This window comes from Brachybacterium sp. AOP3-A1-3, from assembly GCF_052378285.1.
Taxonomy (GTDB): domain Bacteria; phylum Actinomycetota; class Actinomycetes; order Actinomycetales; family Dermabacteraceae; genus Brachybacterium.
In genome coordinates, this window is record NZ_JBQSXM010000004.1 from 317,887 (window position 1) to 333,166 (window position 15,280).

Annotated in this window: 26 protein-coding genes; 25 read left to right on the forward strand and 1 reads right to left on the reverse strand. The window is 67.4% G+C overall.

The annotated features are described in order from the left end of the window. The first annotated feature begins 59 nt into the window (after positions 1 to 59). The 25 genes from ACT3T5_RS08775 to ACT3T5_RS08895 all read left to right on the forward strand — a co-directional run bounded on the left by ACT3T5_RS08775 (position 60) and on the right by ACT3T5_RS08895 (position 14,905). Positions 60 to 182: a hypothetical protein gene (locus ACT3T5_RS08775; RefSeq protein WP_444594190.1), complete on the forward strand. Its 123-nt coding sequence runs from the start codon at positions 60 to 62 to the stop codon at positions 180 to 182. Then, positions 182 to 547, forward strand: coding sequence for a hypothetical protein (locus tag ACT3T5_RS08780; RefSeq protein WP_444594191.1), 366 nt, complete (start codon positions 182 to 184; stop codon positions 545 to 547). Before ACT3T5_RS08775 ends, ACT3T5_RS08780 begins: the two co-directional genes overlap by 1 nt. 11 nt (positions 548 to 558) lie before the next feature. Then, entirely contained in the window at positions 559 to 960 is a 402-nt protein-coding gene (locus tag ACT3T5_RS08785; protein ID WP_444594192.1) for a GIY-YIG nuclease family protein, read from the forward strand. After that, complete coding sequence (locus tag ACT3T5_RS08790) at positions 960 to 1,811, forward strand: hypothetical protein (RefSeq protein ID WP_444594193.1); 852 nt, start codon at positions 960 to 962, stop codon at positions 1,809 to 1,811. Before ACT3T5_RS08785 ends, ACT3T5_RS08790 begins: the two co-directional genes overlap by 1 nt. Continuing rightward, a complete protein-coding gene (locus tag ACT3T5_RS08795; RefSeq protein ID WP_444594194.1) occupies positions 1,808 to 2,272 on the forward strand; it encodes a hypothetical protein in 465 nt (154 codons plus the stop codon). Before ACT3T5_RS08790 ends, ACT3T5_RS08795 begins: the two co-directional genes overlap by 4 nt. After that, positions 2,269 to 2,634, forward strand: a complete 366-nt coding sequence (locus tag ACT3T5_RS08800; RefSeq protein ID WP_444594195.1) for a hypothetical protein — start codon at positions 2,269 to 2,271, stop codon at positions 2,632 to 2,634. The genes ACT3T5_RS08795 and ACT3T5_RS08800 overlap by 4 nt, the downstream gene beginning before the upstream one ends. A gap of 82 nt (positions 2,635 to 2,716) precedes the next feature. Next, positions 2,717 to 2,881: a hypothetical protein gene (locus tag ACT3T5_RS08805; protein WP_444594196.1), complete on the forward strand. Its 165-nt coding sequence runs from the start codon at positions 2,717 to 2,719 to the stop codon at positions 2,879 to 2,881. After that, a complete protein-coding gene (locus tag ACT3T5_RS08810) occupies positions 2,878 to 3,117 on the forward strand; it encodes a hypothetical protein (protein WP_444594197.1) in 240 nt (79 codons plus the stop codon). Before ACT3T5_RS08805 ends, ACT3T5_RS08810 begins: the two co-directional genes overlap by 4 nt. Further along, positions 3,114 to 3,767, forward strand: a complete 654-nt coding sequence (locus ACT3T5_RS08815; protein ID WP_444594198.1) for a hypothetical protein — start codon at positions 3,114 to 3,116, stop codon at positions 3,765 to 3,767. Before ACT3T5_RS08810 ends, ACT3T5_RS08815 begins: the two co-directional genes overlap by 4 nt. Before the next feature lie 659 nt (positions 3,768 to 4,426). Beyond that, positions 4,427 to 4,732, forward strand: coding sequence for a hypothetical protein (locus ACT3T5_RS08820; protein WP_444594199.1), 306 nt, complete (start codon positions 4,427 to 4,429; stop codon positions 4,730 to 4,732). Positions 4,733 to 4,885: 153 nt separating this feature from the next. Further along, the gene (locus ACT3T5_RS08825; protein WP_444594200.1) at positions 4,886 to 5,485 is read left to right on the forward strand and encodes a hypothetical protein; all 600 of its coding nucleotides are present in this window, start codon (positions 4,886 to 4,888) and stop codon (positions 5,483 to 5,485) included. A gap of 38 nt (positions 5,486 to 5,523) precedes the next feature. Continuing rightward, positions 5,524 to 5,904, forward strand: a complete 381-nt coding sequence (locus tag ACT3T5_RS08830) for a hypothetical protein (RefSeq protein WP_444594201.1) — start codon at positions 5,524 to 5,526, stop codon at positions 5,902 to 5,904. Next, complete coding sequence (locus ACT3T5_RS08835) at positions 5,888 to 7,708, forward strand: terminase (protein WP_444594202.1); 1,821 nt, start codon at positions 5,888 to 5,890, stop codon at positions 7,706 to 7,708. The genes ACT3T5_RS08830 and ACT3T5_RS08835 overlap by 17 nt, the downstream gene beginning before the upstream one ends. After that, positions 7,705 to 9,042 (forward strand): phage portal protein, encoded by a 1,338-nt coding sequence (locus ACT3T5_RS08840; protein WP_444594203.1) that lies wholly within the window; start codon positions 7,705 to 7,707, stop codon positions 9,040 to 9,042. The genes ACT3T5_RS08835 and ACT3T5_RS08840 overlap by 4 nt, the downstream gene beginning before the upstream one ends. Beyond that, entirely contained in the window at positions 9,017 to 9,841 is an 825-nt protein-coding gene (locus tag ACT3T5_RS08845; RefSeq protein WP_444594204.1) for a VG15 protein, read from the forward strand. The genes ACT3T5_RS08840 and ACT3T5_RS08845 overlap by 26 nt, the downstream gene beginning before the upstream one ends. 79 nt (positions 9,842 to 9,920) lie before the next feature. Continuing rightward, entirely contained in the window at positions 9,921 to 10,478 is a 558-nt protein-coding gene (locus ACT3T5_RS08850) for a hypothetical protein (protein ID WP_444594205.1), read from the forward strand. 66 nt (positions 10,479 to 10,544) lie between these two features. Continuing rightward, positions 10,545 to 11,447 carry a hypothetical protein gene (locus tag ACT3T5_RS08855; protein ID WP_444594206.1) on the forward strand — a complete coding sequence of 301 codons (903 nt, stop codon included), beginning with the start codon at positions 10,545 to 10,547 and terminating at the stop codon, positions 11,445 to 11,447. 5 nt (positions 11,448 to 11,452) lie between these two features. After that, positions 11,453 to 11,905, forward strand: a complete 453-nt coding sequence (locus ACT3T5_RS08860; RefSeq protein ID WP_444594207.1) for a hypothetical protein — start codon at positions 11,453 to 11,455, stop codon at positions 11,903 to 11,905. Positions 11,906 to 11,915: 10 nt separating this feature from the next. Beyond that, positions 11,916 to 12,347, forward strand: coding sequence for a DUF6093 family protein (locus ACT3T5_RS08865; RefSeq protein WP_444594208.1), 432 nt, complete (start codon positions 11,916 to 11,918; stop codon positions 12,345 to 12,347). Then, positions 12,337 to 12,723, forward strand: coding sequence for an HK97 gp10 family phage protein (locus tag ACT3T5_RS08870; RefSeq protein WP_444594209.1), 387 nt, complete (start codon positions 12,337 to 12,339; stop codon positions 12,721 to 12,723). The genes ACT3T5_RS08865 and ACT3T5_RS08870 overlap by 11 nt, the downstream gene beginning before the upstream one ends. Further along, positions 12,720 to 13,136, forward strand: a complete 417-nt coding sequence (locus ACT3T5_RS08875; RefSeq protein WP_444594210.1) for a hypothetical protein — start codon at positions 12,720 to 12,722, stop codon at positions 13,134 to 13,136. The genes ACT3T5_RS08870 and ACT3T5_RS08875 overlap by 4 nt, the downstream gene beginning before the upstream one ends. Next, the gene (locus tag ACT3T5_RS08880) at positions 13,136 to 13,300 is read left to right on the forward strand and encodes a hypothetical protein (RefSeq protein WP_441448959.1); all 165 of its coding nucleotides are present in this window, start codon (positions 13,136 to 13,138) and stop codon (positions 13,298 to 13,300) included. The genes ACT3T5_RS08875 and ACT3T5_RS08880 overlap by 1 nt, the downstream gene beginning before the upstream one ends. A 2-nt stretch (positions 13,301 to 13,302) precedes the next feature. After that, positions 13,303 to 13,827 carry a phage tail tube protein gene (locus tag ACT3T5_RS08885; protein WP_444594211.1) on the forward strand — a complete coding sequence of 175 codons (525 nt, stop codon included), beginning with the start codon at positions 13,303 to 13,305 and terminating at the stop codon, positions 13,825 to 13,827. Positions 13,828 to 13,970: 143 nt separating this feature from the next. After that, positions 13,971 to 14,540: a hypothetical protein gene (locus tag ACT3T5_RS08890; RefSeq protein ID WP_444594212.1), complete on the forward strand. Its 570-nt coding sequence runs from the start codon at positions 13,971 to 13,973 to the stop codon at positions 14,538 to 14,540. A 77-nt stretch (positions 14,541 to 14,617) separates the two neighbouring features. Then, a complete protein-coding gene (locus ACT3T5_RS08895; RefSeq protein ID WP_444594213.1) occupies positions 14,618 to 14,905 on the forward strand; it encodes a hypothetical protein in 288 nt (95 codons plus the stop codon). Here the strand turns inward: ACT3T5_RS08895 and ACT3T5_RS08900 are convergent. After that, on the reverse strand, positions 14,863 to 15,279 hold the full coding sequence (locus tag ACT3T5_RS08900; protein WP_444594214.1) for a hypothetical protein: 417 nt from the start codon (positions 15,277 to 15,279) through the stop codon (positions 14,863 to 14,865). The two genes, ACT3T5_RS08895 and ACT3T5_RS08900, sit on opposite strands and share 43 nt — an antisense overlap. Between the last annotated feature and the right edge of the window lies 1 nt (position 15,280).

A 15,280-nucleotide genomic window follows, 5' to 3' on the forward strand; every position in this document is an offset into this window, starting at 1 on the left:
CCAAAGGCCCTCGTCACGTGATGTGACGGGGGCCTTCCTTATGCCCGAAAGGCCCCCTCATGGAAGACCGTCCCGCAGTCATCCTCGCCGCCATCCGGCGCCTCGCGAACGACGCTCAACGCCGCGGCACCCTCCTCAACCCCAGGCAGCTGCTCGACATCATCGCCGGGAAGAAGGCCTGATGCAGGAGCTCACGATCGACATCCCCGCCGCGATGTGGCAGTCATCGAACCAGCGACTCCACCACATGGAGCGCGCACGCCGGACCAGACACGTCCGCACCCTCGCCGGCTGGACCGCCCGACAGCTCGAACCCGTCACCGGCCCCGTCCACGTCATGGCCCACGTCTCCGCACCCAAGAAATCCCGCGCCGACGTCGGCAACACCTACCCCACCGTCAAAGCCATCATCGACGGCTGCACCGACGCCGGCATCTGGCCCGACGACAACGACGACCACCTCACCGGACCCGACATGCGCCGCGGCCAACCCACCGGCCTCCCCGGCACATACCGCGTCCGCCTCGTCATCACCCCCACCACCTGAAAGGAGGCACTGTGCGAATCCGCAGCATCCGGCCAGAGTTCTGGTCCAGCGAGGACATCGCCGCGATGGACTGGCAGGTGACGTACGACGGCCCGGTCCCGAAGCGGGTCAACACGATCGCGCCCATGACCAGTGCAGCCGAGTACGTCTACCTGCTATTCGACAGCCTCGACGAACTCGTTTACGTCGGACGGTCGTTCCGCCCCGCCGATCGGTTCACGAAGCACCGCCGCAAGTCGTGGTGGAAGCGAGTGGCCACCGTCGCGATCGTCCGAATCACCGAAGCCCCTCCTCACACCCGTCCGCCGTGGATGACCTACGGCCCCAACACTGCCCGGTTCGAGGCGCTCGCCATCGACCGCCTGAATCCACCGGCCAACATCGCGGCCCCGTCCAGATTGGTGATGACCTGATGGCCCGCATCCGTTCGATCAAGCCCGAGTTCTGGGACTCCCCCAGTACCGCGAACGCCTCCCCGTGGGCACGCCTCCTATTCATCGCCATGTGGAACTGGGCCGACGACTACGGACGCGGCACCGCCAACATCAAGGAGCTCGAAGGGTTCGCGTTCCCCAACGACGACACCTTCACGGACAGGCACGGAAATACCGTGCAGTTCCGTGCACTCGTAGCGGAAGTTGCAGAGTGCTTCGGCGTGCTGTTCTACGAGGCCGACAATCGGCCCTACTACGCGATCCCGACATGGGAGGAGCATCAGCGCAACGAGCGCCGCGCCAAGCAGTCCAAATACCCCGACCCACCCACATCACCGCAGGCCAGCACCACAAACGGGAACATGCACGGTATTTCCGCTACAGAGGAGCGGAAGGTCACGGAAGCACCGAGAAGTTCCGGCACTGGAACAGGGGAACAGAGGAACAGGGGAACAGAGGAACAGACCTCTTCGTCGGAGGTCGCTACCGCGCCCATCCGACCCGAGATCGAAGCGCTCTGCACCCTCCTCGCCGACCTCGTCGAACAGAACGGCTCGAAGCGCCCCACCATCACCCAGAAGTGGCGCGACGCCGCCCGGCTCATGCTCGACCGCGACGGCCGCACCCCCGAACAGATCGCCTACCTGATCCGCTGGGCACAGGCCGACGAGTTCTGGCGATCCAACATCCAGTCCATGCCGAAGCTGCGCGACAAGTTCGACCAGCTCCGCCTCAAGGCCCAGCAGCCCGACCGCACACAGCGCCGCGGCGTCGGCCTCCAATCCTCCATGGAAGGCCTCGCCTTCTTCCAACCCCAGGAGAACCAGTGAACGAATACGAAGCCGGGAAGATCATCGCCATGGTCGCCGGCATCGACCACCGAGTCCCGCCCCTCGACCGCACCCGCCCCGACGAACGCGTCCCCGTCTGGCAACAAGTGCTCGAGCCCCTCGACTACGCCACGGCCGAGAAGGGCGTCCTCGAGCTCGCCCGGGACCCCGGCCTCGTCGCCATCCGCCCCGGCGACATCTTCCAGGCCACGAAACGCGTCATGCGCCGCAACCTCGACCGGGCCGACATCGCCGCCATCGAACCACCAGACGACATCGACACGAACACGACGCTCGCATGGCGACGCGCCCTCGTCCGCGCACTCGGCCGGGGCGCAGAGACCGCTGCCGCACGCGCAGAAGCCGACCACGCCGTCGGAGCCCGCCGCCGCACCCTCGGCCCCGCCGAACCCAGAGACGTCCGCGCACTCATCGCAGGCACCACGAAGGAGACCCCGTGAAGCTCTACCGCCCCGTCCTGATAGAGACCGCCGAGCAGGCCGAAGTGCTGCCCGATGACGCAATCGTGATCAGCGTCGAGACCGGGGAACGCTATACCCGAGGATTCGAGGGCGACTGGTGGGGCGTGACCGAGATGGGCACCCGCCTCGCCGTAGACCTCTATGCCGGCGATGTGGTGACGGCTCTCGTGCCCATCGAAGCCGAGGAGGAGGTGCGAGTGACACCCGAGGCGCTCGCCGAAGCGGCTCAGCAGACCCTCGCCCGCGCAAACCGAGCAGCAGCCACCGGCATACTCCCGCCCGACCGCCTCACCATCCAGCAGCAGACCCGCTACGTCACCCCCTGGCGCGCACAGGACTAGCCCAGGACGCGACAGAACACCCCGAGCCGCACCCGTAGAGGGTGCGGCATTTCTATGCCCGCACAAAGCCGCAGGAGAACTCATGGTCAACCTTGCCCTCCTCACCCCCGAGCAGTGCGACAAGATCCGCGCCCTCGCCACCGAACCCAACCCCGACGACCTGCTCGGAATGGGCGAGGACTACTTCGGAGCCGACATCGTCCTCGCGCTCCTCGACACCATCGACCAGCTCAGGGAGAACGCATGACCACCATCGGAGACCTCACCCCGAACATGATCGGCCGAAACACCATCCGCACGAAGCACGAAGGCTGCACCGTCGCCGGACCGCTCACCGACATGCAGCTCCACACCGAGACCAGCGACGTCTCCACCCTCGTCGAGAACATCACCAAGGTGACCCGCGTGCGCATGAGCATCCGCCTCGGCTCCATCACCCTCGATGGACTCGACCGTGACCACCACCGCGAGGTGATCGCATGACCGACGCCAACTCCGTCATCCGATCCGTGAACCAGGCCGAGGAGATCCACGACGGCCTCAAGGTGCGCGGCGAGATCCGATCCCACAACGGACCCGCAGCCCCCGGCGCATCCGGGTCACGCCCACCCACCGACATCGGCATGCTCGACCTCGCCGTCCATATCGAGGGCCTGCTCCAGTCGTGGTCGCGGCTCGTGCACGAGGAGTCCGGCGACGACCTGCCGGCCGACACTCCGGCGGCCCAGTCGCTGTTCATGCGACAACGATCCATCTGGATCGCAGGCGCGGCATGGGCGCCCGACATGCTCGACGAGCTCGACGACGCCACGCGCAAGGGCACCGGCATGCTCGGCATGCTCCCGTCACGCACGTACATGCCTGAGCCCTGCGGGATCTGCCATGCAGTCCAGTGGATCTATCACGAGCGACCACCCGTCGTGAGGTGCCAAGCGGGCCACGAGAGCGAGCTCATGGAGCATCTGCAAGGCCGTGGCACCGAGGCCGTCACGCACGCCCAGGCGGCATGGGTGCTCGGCATCAAGCGGCCCGCCGTGTCCATGGCCGTCAAGCGCGGCACCCTCGTCGCATCGCCGGGCGGAGGTGTCACCCTCGAGTCAGTGCGTGTCCGACTTGCAAAAGTCAGCGTGTGACCCTAATCTGTAGTTGCCTGGAATTACTGTCTCCGGCACTCAAGCCTCGACCACTGCGGTCGGGGCTTCTTCTGTATCCAAGACCGGCAGATCACTGCGACCCCGTCGCCGCACATCACCGGCACTAGCCCCCGCTCGAGCCACCAGCTCGCGGGACGCACCCACCCAGGCACCGCGCACACCTGCCGTACCCACGGCCCACGCGAGCCAGGCAGGTGCACGCCCCGGCACCACCCCAACCCGGCACGACCGGTACACGGGACGCCGGGGCACCAACGTGCAGGTCTCCAACCCCGCCCCTGCCCGGACGCGACCCGGGCAGGCACGGCGGGGCCCAGCAACAGGGAGGACGGCATGGCCTGGCACACCAGTGACCGCCGCTCCCGCCTCCCCGACGACTGGCCCCAACTCAGATCCCAGGTACGCAAGCGGGCCGGCAACCAGTGCGAGTGGGTACTCGAGGGCGGGCGACGATGCCCCACCCCAGGCAGCGACTGCGACCACGTCATCCCCGGCGACGACCACAGCATGGGGAACCTGCAGTGGCTCTGCTACCCACACCACAAGGTCAAGACCACCCAGGACAACGCCCGCGCCCAGGCCCTACGCCTGGCCCTACGGGTACGCCCCACCCCACCACACCCCGGACGGAGGACCCCATGAAGATCACCCTCACACGAACCGTCGGCGGACTCGCGAAGGGCGCTACCATCGACCGCATCGACAGCGTCGCCGAACACCTCATCGCAGCAGGAGCAGCAGTCGCGACCGAGCCGACGAAGGCCGAGAAGGTCGAGAAGGTCAACGCGACCGACATGAAGGCCAAGCGAACCCGCAGGTCACAGAGGCGCGACGAGGTCGCGGACGAGGCCGACGGCTCGACAACGACGACCGGCGCGGACAAACCCGCAGGTCAGGAGGGTGGGGGCCCCCCCCCGGCTCCCCCCGCCCCACCCGCCGGATAGCAACTCCGATCCTGCGTGCGCTCTTTCCTGGGTTTTTTGCCCTGACCTGCAGTGATGTATGGCCTGGAAAGCGGACACTTCCTGCCCGTCTGTCAGCACCAGTGATGGCGCAGGTCATGGCGCTATAGGCGTTACATCGGGTAGGATATGGGCGTGCGACGAACCTGCTCCGAGTGCCCCAAGCCGATCCCGATCGGCCGGCGCAGCGATGCCGCGTACTGCTCCCCTGCCTGCCGTGTCCGCGCGCACCGTCGCTGCACTGCTGACGCGATCCCGCAGGAGATGCGCGCAGCTGATCGGTGGATGCGTTACCGCCTGGTGCCGCGTGCAGGCCGCTTGACGAAGGTGCCGACGCAGATCAATGGTCGGCAGGCGTCGTCGACGGACTCGCGCACGTGGAGCACGTACTCCGAGGCGAAGGGCTCGACGGTCGGCAGCGGCCTGGGCTTCGCGCTCGGCGAGAACGTGGGCTGCATCGACCTGGACGACTGCATCGTCGACGGTGTCGTTGCGCCGTGGGCTCAGGCGATCCTCGATGCCGCTCCGGGGACCTACGTGGAGGTCTCCCAGTCCGAGGAGGGGATCCACATCTTCGGCCTTCTCGCTGAGGGGCCGGGCAGGAACCTGCGCTCGTCTGGGCGCACGGTGGAGGTGTACTCCGCTGGCCGCTACATCGCTGTGACTGGGCGCCGCTTCGGTGATGCGCCGTCTCGGCTCGCTGATCTTGGGGGCCTGGTGTCCTCGCTTCTCTGACGCCCCTGGTGGGCGAACACTCGTCCCTGGAGGGCATGATGGAACCGACGAAGCTGTCCCGGAAGGCTCCGGCGGGGCTCAACGCGAAGGGCAAGCGCCTGTGGTCCGAGGTGACGACTGGCTACCAGCTCCGTCACGATGAGCTCGACGTCCTCGAGGATGTGTGCCGCGAGGCTGACCTGATCGACAAGATCGAGCAGGCGCTCGCGTCCGCAGATCTGATGACGACTGGCTCGATGGGTCAGATGGTCGTGAATCCGCTGATTGCTGAGGCCCGGCAGCATCGTGCGACGAAGATGTCGCTATGGAAGCGTCTGGCGCTCCCGGATCCGGTGTCGTCTGAGGCGCCGGCCGCGTCGAATCAGCAGCGCTCGGCTGCGCAGTCGCGATGGGCTGTGTCCCATGGCGCTGGCGCTTGATGCGGGCGCCCCTGCCTTCATCCCGTCGCGCGAGGCCGAGTATCGAGAGATCGAGGACTGGTATCGCGAGCGCCTGACGGATCCGTTCCGGTTCGCGGGCACGTTCCCGCTGTATGAGCCGAAGCTGCCGGAGCCGTGGCCTGTTGATGCTGTGCGGCTCGGGCCGACGTGGCAGTGGGACGAGTCCGGGTGGGTCCTCCCGGAGCGGACTCTCGGGTGGCGGGCGCTGTCGTTCGCGGGCTACTGGCTCGAGAACAAGGGCAAGCCGTGGATGTACACGATGGAGCAGGCGCGCTTCCTGCTGTGGTTCTGGTCGCTGGACGAGCAGGGGCAGCTGGACTACCACTCGGCGGTTCTGCAGCGCATGAAGGGGCACGGCAAGGATCCGGTCGGCGCCACGGTGTCGACGACGGTCCTCGTCGGCGATGTGGAGTTCGATCACTTCGACCACAACGGTGACCCGGTGGGTCGTCAGGTCACGGACGCGTGGGTGCAGATCGCCGCGGTGTCCCAGGACCAGACGAAGAACACGATGAAGCTGTTCCCGTCGCTGATCCCGGCACGGACTCGGAGTCACTTCGGGATCCAGCTGGGCAAGCTGAACGTGTGGGCGCGCGGGGATCAGGCGCAGATCGAGGCGGTGACCGCGTCGCCGATGGCGATCGAGGGTGGCCGGCCGAAGCTGATCATCCGCGCGGAGACGCAGAACTGGAACGCGTCGAACGGTGGCATCGACATGGCTGGCGCCATGGAGGGCAACGCCGCGAAGGCGGAAGCCGGTGCGCCCGCGCGGGTGCTCGACATCTGCAACGCATACCGCGAGGGCGAGGACAGTGTCGGGCAGGCTGAGCGCGAGGCGTGGGAGTCCACGCAGGGCGACAATGCCGAATTCGGCGAGTACGGGCTCATGTACGACTCGCTCGAGGCGCCGGAGGACGCGGCGCTCGCGCGGGACGTGATCCCGGAAGTCCTCGAGTACGTGAAGGGCGACTCCTACTGGCTGCAGACGGCGGCTGGTGGTCGCGTCACGAAGTCGATCCTGAACCCCCGCAACTCGCAGGACGAGTCGCGGCGCAAGTGGTACAACCAGCGTCGCGCCGCCGAGGATGCATGGACTGTTCCGTCGGAGATCGACCCGCTGGTCGACGGCGACAAGATCCTCGAGCCTGGCGAGCCTGTGGCCCTATTCCTGGACTGCGCGAAGACCGACGACGCGACCGTGCTGGTCGCCTGCCGCATGACCGATGGGCATGTGTTCACGGTCGGTCTCTGGCAGCGCCCGCCCGGGCGCCGCGGCGATGAGTGGATCGTCCCCCGCAACGAGGTCGACATGGAGGTGCGCCGCATGGTCGCAACTCAGCAGGTCGTCGGGTTCTTCGGCGACCCCGGTCACGCCCGCGAGGACGAGTCGGATGCGTCGTTCTGGGATCCGCTGTTCTCCCGCTGGCATCAGGACTTCGGGCGCCGCTTGAAGATCTGGGCCCGCGGCACGAAGGGTGGCCGGAACGCGCACGCGGTCATGTTCGACATGGCGAAGAAGGACGTGTCCGGGCAGTTCGCTGACGCGGTCGCGTTCACGCTACAGGAGATCAAGGACGCGGCATTCACGTGGGACGGCGACGTCCGCATGCGCCGGCACCTGCTCCACGCTCGCCGCTACCCGATCAACGGAGTCGTGTCGATCGCGAAGGAGCACCGCGAGTCCCGCAAGAAGATCGACCTGGCAATCGGCCTGGTCGGCGCCCGCATGGTGCGCCGCATGGTCCTGGAATCGAAGAAGAAGGGAGGTGGCTGGGCGCGATGACATCCAAGGAAGCGATCCGCGAGCTCGTCAAGGACCAGCTACTCCCCGCCTACTGGAAGCAGCGTCGAGAGATCGACTTCCTGGACTGCTGGTATCGGTGGTCCCCGGAGAAGGTCAAGGTGCACGCTCGCGCAACGGGTGAGCACAAAACGCTGCGGGACATGGGCGAGACGCCGTGGCTGTGGCTGACGGTGAAGACCACCGCGCAGGGCCTGTTCGCTGAGACGGTGACGGGCCGCGACGAGGCCTCGACGGGCCGGTTCGTCGACGTGTTCCGCCGGAACCGGTGGGCGCAGCGCCAGCCAATGGTGCACCGGGAGGGCATCGCGTACGGGCAGTCGTTCGTGCAGGTGCTCCCCGGCGACCCGGTGTCGCAGTGGACCGCCAAGTCCCCGCGGCGCATGCTCGCATCATGGCGGGATGAGGCGAACGACGAGTACCCCGAGTCGACGATCGAGGTCGTGCAGTCCGGCGACCACTTCCTCTACACCGTGATGGACGAGGGCCAGATCTACCGGCTCTCCTCAGAGGGCCAGGATGGCATCTCCTACATCGACGACGAGGTGCACGGAACCGGCGTCACCCCGGTCGTGCGCTACGTGAACTTCATGGACTCGGACGGCCGCGTGGTCGGTGAGGTCGAGCCGTACATCAACGTCGCGCGCCGGCTGAACAAGACCGAGTACGACCGGATGCTGATCCAGCACTTCAACAGCTGGAAGGTCCGAACGGCGACCGGCCTCGAGGGTGACGCGCCGACAGATGAGGAGTCCGCGCAGCAGAAGATGGAGCTCGCGCAGAGCGACATCCTGATGGGCGGCGATGGGGTCAGCTACGGCACGCTCGACGAGACGAACCTGTCGCCGATCCTGTCGGCCCGCGAGGCGGACATCGAGATCCTGTCGGCACTGACGCAGACCCCGCCGAACATCACTGGTCGCATGGTGAACATCGGTGCGGAAGCGCTGGCGTTCGCCAATGCGATGTACGCCCGGAAGCTGACGGACCTCCAGCGCTCCTACGGGGAGTCGAACTCCCAGGTGCTCCGTCTCTCGGCGTGGCAGTCCGGCAACGAGCTGGACGCTGAGGACTGGGAGCTCGCCACGAAGTGGGCGGACTTCGAGACGCAGTCGATGTCCCAGGCCGTGGATGCGCTCGGCAAGTCCGCGCAGATGCTCGACGTGCCGAAGGAGCTGCTGTGGGATCGAATCCCGACGGTGACGGCGCAGGAGGCCGAGTCGTGGCGCAAGCACGCGGCCAAGAACCCGTCGGCGTCGAACCGGATCGCAACCGCACTGGAGAAGTCTCGTGGCGCTGACATCACTGGGGAATGAGCTGACCCAGGCACACAAGCACGAGCAGATCCTCCTGGCGGCGAATGCAGCCGGGGAGGCCGACGTGCTGTGGTCCGAGCTGAACCCGTCGGATCCGTACCCGTGGGCGTACGCGCAGGCGCTGCTGCTGGCCGACCGTAAGGGTCAGTCGCAGCGCCTCACCTCGGCGTACCTCGCCGAGTTCGCGGGCGCGGAGATCGGCCAGCCCGTGGAGATCGTCGAGCCCCGCACCGACTTCGACCGCCTGATCGGCGTGTCAATCGGCGCCGGCGCGAACGCGGTCACGAATCTGGTCGATGAAGGAGTCCGCATGGACGTCGCCCTGGACCAGATGCGCGAGCGGTTCAACGAGATCGTCGCCGCGGAGACCCAGCGGACGTACCGCGAGATGATCGCGAACACCTCCGGGCAGCAACGGAAGGCGTGGCGCCGCGTCACGGACGGAAACCCGTGCGCGTTCTGCGCGATGCTCGCCGCACGCGGCCCGGTCTACATGGAGTCGACAGCGACCTCGTCGAAGTACGCCCTGCGGTACCACAAAGGCTGTGGGTGCACTGCGGAGCCCTGGTACGGGCAGTGGTCGGACTGGAAGCCGACGCCGCAGGAGCAGAAGTATGTCGACGCGTACTTCGAGGCTGCAGCGGGTGCAGATGCCGCCGACCGGGCACGCATCGCCCCGAAGACCATTCGTGACGCTGACGGCGTCATCACTGGACGCACGGAGGACAACATCCTCTGGCGGATGCGCAGGGCCAATCCGGACCTGTTCTCAGACGGCATCTTCGAGAAGGCCGCCTGACCCACACACTCCCACCCTTCACGGGGCGGGTCATGGCCCCTGGTGGGCCGTACTTCTATACGCCCCAGGAGGGCACGACATGCACTACACGCGACAGCAGATGCTCGCCCAGCTCGGCCACCTCATGTTCGCCGAGGAGCCGACCGCCCCCGAGGGCGGTGACGCGCAGGAGCCCCAGGAGGGCGACAGCGCAGAGGACACCGAGGGGGGCGACGAGAGCGGCGACGGCGACGAGTCCCAGGAGGACGAGACGGACGCGCCGTTCGACAAGGATCGAGCACTGCGGAAGATCCAGAAGCTCAACAGCGAGTCCCGGAACCTTCGTGATCGCGCCCAGGAGGCGGAGAAGAAGGCCGAGGGAGTCGACGAGCTCACCAAGACGAGCGAGTCCCAGGCGTCGGAGATCCTCCGGCTCCGGGTCGCTCTCAAGCACGGCCTGCCCGAGAAGCTCGTCGGCCGGCTGTCCGGGTCCACCGAGGAGGAGCTCCTCGCGGACGCGGAAGACCTGATGGGTCTGTTCGTCGCGAAGGAGCCGCCCTCGCAGGCGCCGAAGCGGAAGGCCGCACTGCGGACTCCCGGCTCGGCCGAGGACGGCGTCGACATCGACAAGCTCGCCCTGGATCAGCTGTCCAGCTGACACCACCCCCGCACGGCACCGCCACGGTCGCCGAGGCGGTTCATCCCGACCCTCTAGGAGGTCACCGTGGCACATACCCTTTTCACCCCGACTCAGGCCGCACAGGCCACGCTCACCGACCTGCGTTACCTGTCGGTCCTGCCGCGCACCGTCCGCATGGACTTCTCCAACGAGTTCGTCGCCGGCCGCGGGCAGACCGTGAACGTGCTCGCGCCGATCACCGTCGGTGAGGCGCGGGTCTACACGAAGGAGCAGCGCGACGCCCGCGAGGCGATCGTGTTCGATGACCTCGAGGAGACCTGGGTCCCGATCACCCTCGAGGACCAGATCTACAAGGCGATCCGTCTCCCCGACGACTTCGCGACCTTCACCCTCAAGGACGCCAACTCGCAGGTGTTCATCCCCATGGCGAAGGCTGTGGTCGATGGCCTGGCCGCTCCGCTCGTCACCCAGATGGCGGCGATCGAGAACGACGCGGACTCGCCGATCCCGGACGTCGCCGCGGACGGCTCGAACATCCTGCAGGTGCTGATCGCCGCGAACCAGGTGCTCAACCAGCGGAAGATCCCGCGTGAGGGCCGCACCCTCGCCGTGGGCACCGAGGTCGAGGCCGCGATCCTCGGCCTGCCGCAGCTGCAGAAGGTCAACGAGGCCGGCGACTCCGGCGACCTGCTCCGCAACGCCTCGATCGGGAAGCTGTTCGGCTTCAACATCGTGGTCGCCCCGGAGCTGCCGTCGAACTTCGCGGTCGCCTACCACAAGGACGCGTTCGCGTTCGTGACCCGCCCCTCGCGTCAGCCGCAGGGCGCCGCATGGTCGGCCACCGCGTCCCAGGACGGGTTCGCGCTGCGTCTCCTGCAGCACTACAACCCGACCCAGCTCGAGGACCAGGTCGTGGCTGACGCCTTCTACGGCGCTTCCACCCTGGACGCCGAGCGGGCCGTGTCCTTCACCGTCGCCGGAGCCTGATCCGGATGGCAGAGCAGACACTCGCGACCGTCGCGGAGCTGGGCGACTGGCTCGGTGAGTCGATCGTCGTCGACTCCGCAGAGGGCAAGCGTGCCGAGCTCTGCCTGCGTGCCGCGTCCGCCCTGGTTCGATCCGAGGCAGGGCGGACGTGGCTCGCCGACAACGGCACACTGCAGGACGTCCCCGAGAACGTCCGCATGGTCACCCTGTACTGCGCCTCCCGCGTGTTCGACAACCGCGAGGGGCAGAACAGGTGGAACGTCGACGACGCTGGCGGAGGCTGGAAGGTCGACGAGGCCGGCGCGTATCTCACCGCTTCCGAGAAGGACACGCTGAGCAAGTACGCGGGACGCCGCTTCGGTGGCATGGGCGTCGTGTCCACCACCCGCGGCGACCTCGCCGGCCCCGTGTCGGGGTACGTCCCCACCGAGGGCGGCCCGCCGTTCCCCTGGTACTGAGGAGGTCGGTATGCCACGCATGGATCGCACGATCCGGATCGGGCAGCGCATGGCCGCGTCGCTTATGGCCGACACGGTCCGTGTCACTCGCGCGGATCCCGATGGGGAACCGGGCTGGGATGCGGACGGCAATGTCACCGAGCCCGCCCCGCTCGTGATCTACGAGGGCCGGGCGAAGTTCCAGCACTCGGATCCATATCCGTCGACCCCCGATGCTGGCGAGGCCCGGTGGACGGCGGGCGTACGTCAGGTGCACTTCCCGATCGGCACCACGTCGGTGCAGACCGGGGATGTAACCGAGTGCGTCAAGTCCCGGAATGAGCGCCTGGTCGGGCTCAAGGTGCGCGTGCGCATCGATGGCGACAAGACGTGGACGACCGCGGTCAGGTTCAACGTGATCGAGGTTGTCCAGAACGCGAAGGTGGTGGGTAATGTCGGTTGACGTGTCCCAGCTGCGGGGGCTCACCCGGGACCTGCAGGCGTTCACGCCGAAGGTCGCGAAGGGCATTCCGCAGGTCGTGAAGAAGGGCGCGGTGAACATCAAGAAGACGATGCAGAGCGACTTCCGAGGGTCCCGGCACTTCGGGCAGATCGCCAAGTCGATCAACTTCGACGTGACAGCGTCCGGCGGCAACGTCGAGGCGGAGATCGGACCCGACAAGTCGGTCGCCAAGGCAGGCGCACAGCTCGCGCACATCGCCTACTGGGGCGGCGCGCGTGGCGGTGGCGGCAGTGTCCGCGACCCTGCGCATGCACTCGAGGAGGAGGGCGACAACTTCGAGAACGCGCTCGGCAACATGCTGGACGGTGACCTGTGATCGCTGAGCACTTCGAGGCCGTGAAGGCCCTCATCCCGAGCAAATACACCGTCTACGACACCGACGCCGGCAGTGAGCCGGTGTTCCCGTACATCGTCCTGTGGGGCGGCGACTTCGAGCGGTTCTCCGTCGACGTCGCGGGCTCGCGGGTCGAGGTGGCCGGCGACATCGGCGTCACGTGCGTGTCGACGGTGGCCGGCGCCGCGCGTCAGCTGCAATCCACGATCGCGGAGCTCCTCGATGGCGCTCTCGTGACCGTCCCTGGCCGCCACGGCTTCGAGCTGACCGGGCAGGAAGTGCGCCCCGTCCAGGTGGGCCGTGAGGTTCAGCTACCTACTGCGGGCGGCGGGGCACGGTATCCGTACTTCGGCGTCCTCACCTATCGAGTCGAGACGACAGAAGGGAGTGCGTGATGGCTGGCAAGGTCGACGCGTACGACAAGACCACGGGCCGGAAGATCCCGTACAAGGTCCCTGAGAAGTGGTTCGGCATCTTCCCGAACCTCCGCAAGACCCCCATTCAGAAGGCCGCTGAGGCCTCGAAGGCCTCGAAGGCCGCAAGCACGAAGGAGGGCTGACCATGCCCAAGTCCAAGGCCGAAGGCCGTGAGAAGTGGATGCTCCTGTCCGCACCGCCCGCCGACCCCGAGGCTGTCACGCTGACCGAGGCGAATGCCGGGGTCGACGCCTCGTGCGCGATCTCCTCGGCTGATTCCCGGATCAGCGCTGCCGCGTCGGCAACGTTCTCGGATCCCGCGATCTGCGACGAGATCGCCGTGACGGAGTTCGGGCAGTCGAACTTCGAGGGGAACGTGGCGCCTTTCCGATTCTTCGACGAGATGGGCGCGTCCGAGGAGGGCACGGATGGCGACGTTCGTGACGAGGTGTACCAGCTCCTCAAGGACAAGGACACCGAGCTGTACGTCCTGATCCGGGACACGTCGAAGCGGTCCCGTGAGGCGCTGGCCTCGGGTGACGAGTACGAGCTGTACCAGGTCGTCACCGACGAGCCGCAGCGTCCGTCGTCCCGCGAGGGCTATCAGAAGCGGATCGTGCCGCTGGCGATTCGGAACGCCTGGAAGGGCGAGATCGCCGCTGGCGCGTGACAAGGCCGGCATGACGGAGGACTCCTGACGGGGTCCTTTTTCTATGCCTGCGGGCCGGCGTCGAGCGTTTCCTGTGCGCTCCGTCGGCCCGCCCCTTCGGGGGCACCCCACAGGACACAGGAACACAGGAGAAGGAGAAGGACATGACTGAGAACTTTGGCGACACCCCTGAGGACTTCAACCTCGATGACTGGCTGGACCAGGGATCGCGCCCGCAGGCGACCGTGAAGGTGTACCGCGACTGGTCCCTCATGGGCGAGCTCGTGCGCATCGAGGAGAAGATCACCGCGGCCGATCAGGAGCAGGATCCGTCGATGGATGATGTCTCCGGCGAGGAACTGCGCGAGCAGTATCAGGCCGTGCTCGACAAGCTGGCCGAGTCCGCGATCGAGGTGACTCTGCAGGCGCTCACGAACGAGGAAGTGCGTGACGTGGCCGCGGGCGTGCCCGAGATCGAGCAGAAGTTCACCGACCAGCACGGCAAGGAGCAGGTCCGCATGAAGCCGGACCAGGTCGCTGTCGGCGACGCGCTCGTGGCCGAGGCGACGGTGTCTCCCAAGCTGTCCCGTGCTCAGGTGACGAAGATGCGGCAGAAGCTCGGCGATGGGCCGACGCTGGTGCTGTACCAGACCGCGACGGAGCTCCGCTCGGCCGGGAAGGTGCTCCCGAGCATCCCTTTCTCGCCCGAGCCCTCCGACGATTCCCGGGACTGAGGGACACGCAGGACGTCGCCCGGGAGTGGGGCACGACGCTGTCCCACTTCCTGGGTGGTCCCGCGGGCTGGGATGACGTGGATCGTCTGCTCGCGATGGCGCGGAAGGTGCATGACGCATCGATCTGCCCGTCGGGCGCGGGCGCCATGCATTACCGGGACGAGTGCGACGAGGACTCCCCGTACTTCACGGACCCGGAGCCGGAGCCGGTCGAGTCGACCTGTGCGTGGCTCGTCTCGGTTGAGGAGTACAACGACGACCAGTCGAAGGAGGGCAACGTGCGCGAGCGCGGCCTGCTCGTCGGCTGGCGGGATGCGGGTGCTCAGCCCAGCATGTCTGCCGGCGAGCCGTCCTCTGCCTCGTAGCCGTTCCACCCGCACAGGATCGTGGTCTGGCCGGCGTTGTCCGGTCCCCAGCCCTGGGTGTTGACCGGCGACCGCATGAAGTCGTTGTCGGCCTGCGTGCCGTACCAGGCGACGTCGTCGGCGGTGTCCCGCAGGTCGCCCTCGTCGGCGAGTGCGGTCGTCCAGAGCTCACACATCTTGTGCCCCATGTCGTCGCTCTCGGAGAGCACGGCGTTCGCGGGGGCGTCCGGGTCGACAGTGCGCGGAGAGGTGGCCGCCTCGGACTCGACGGCGGCAGGCGCGGCCGCCTCTTCCTTCTGGACGTCTTCGCTGGCGCACCCGGCGAGGGCGACGGCGGCGCAGGCCGCGAGCAATGCAAGGCGTCGAGCGCGCATC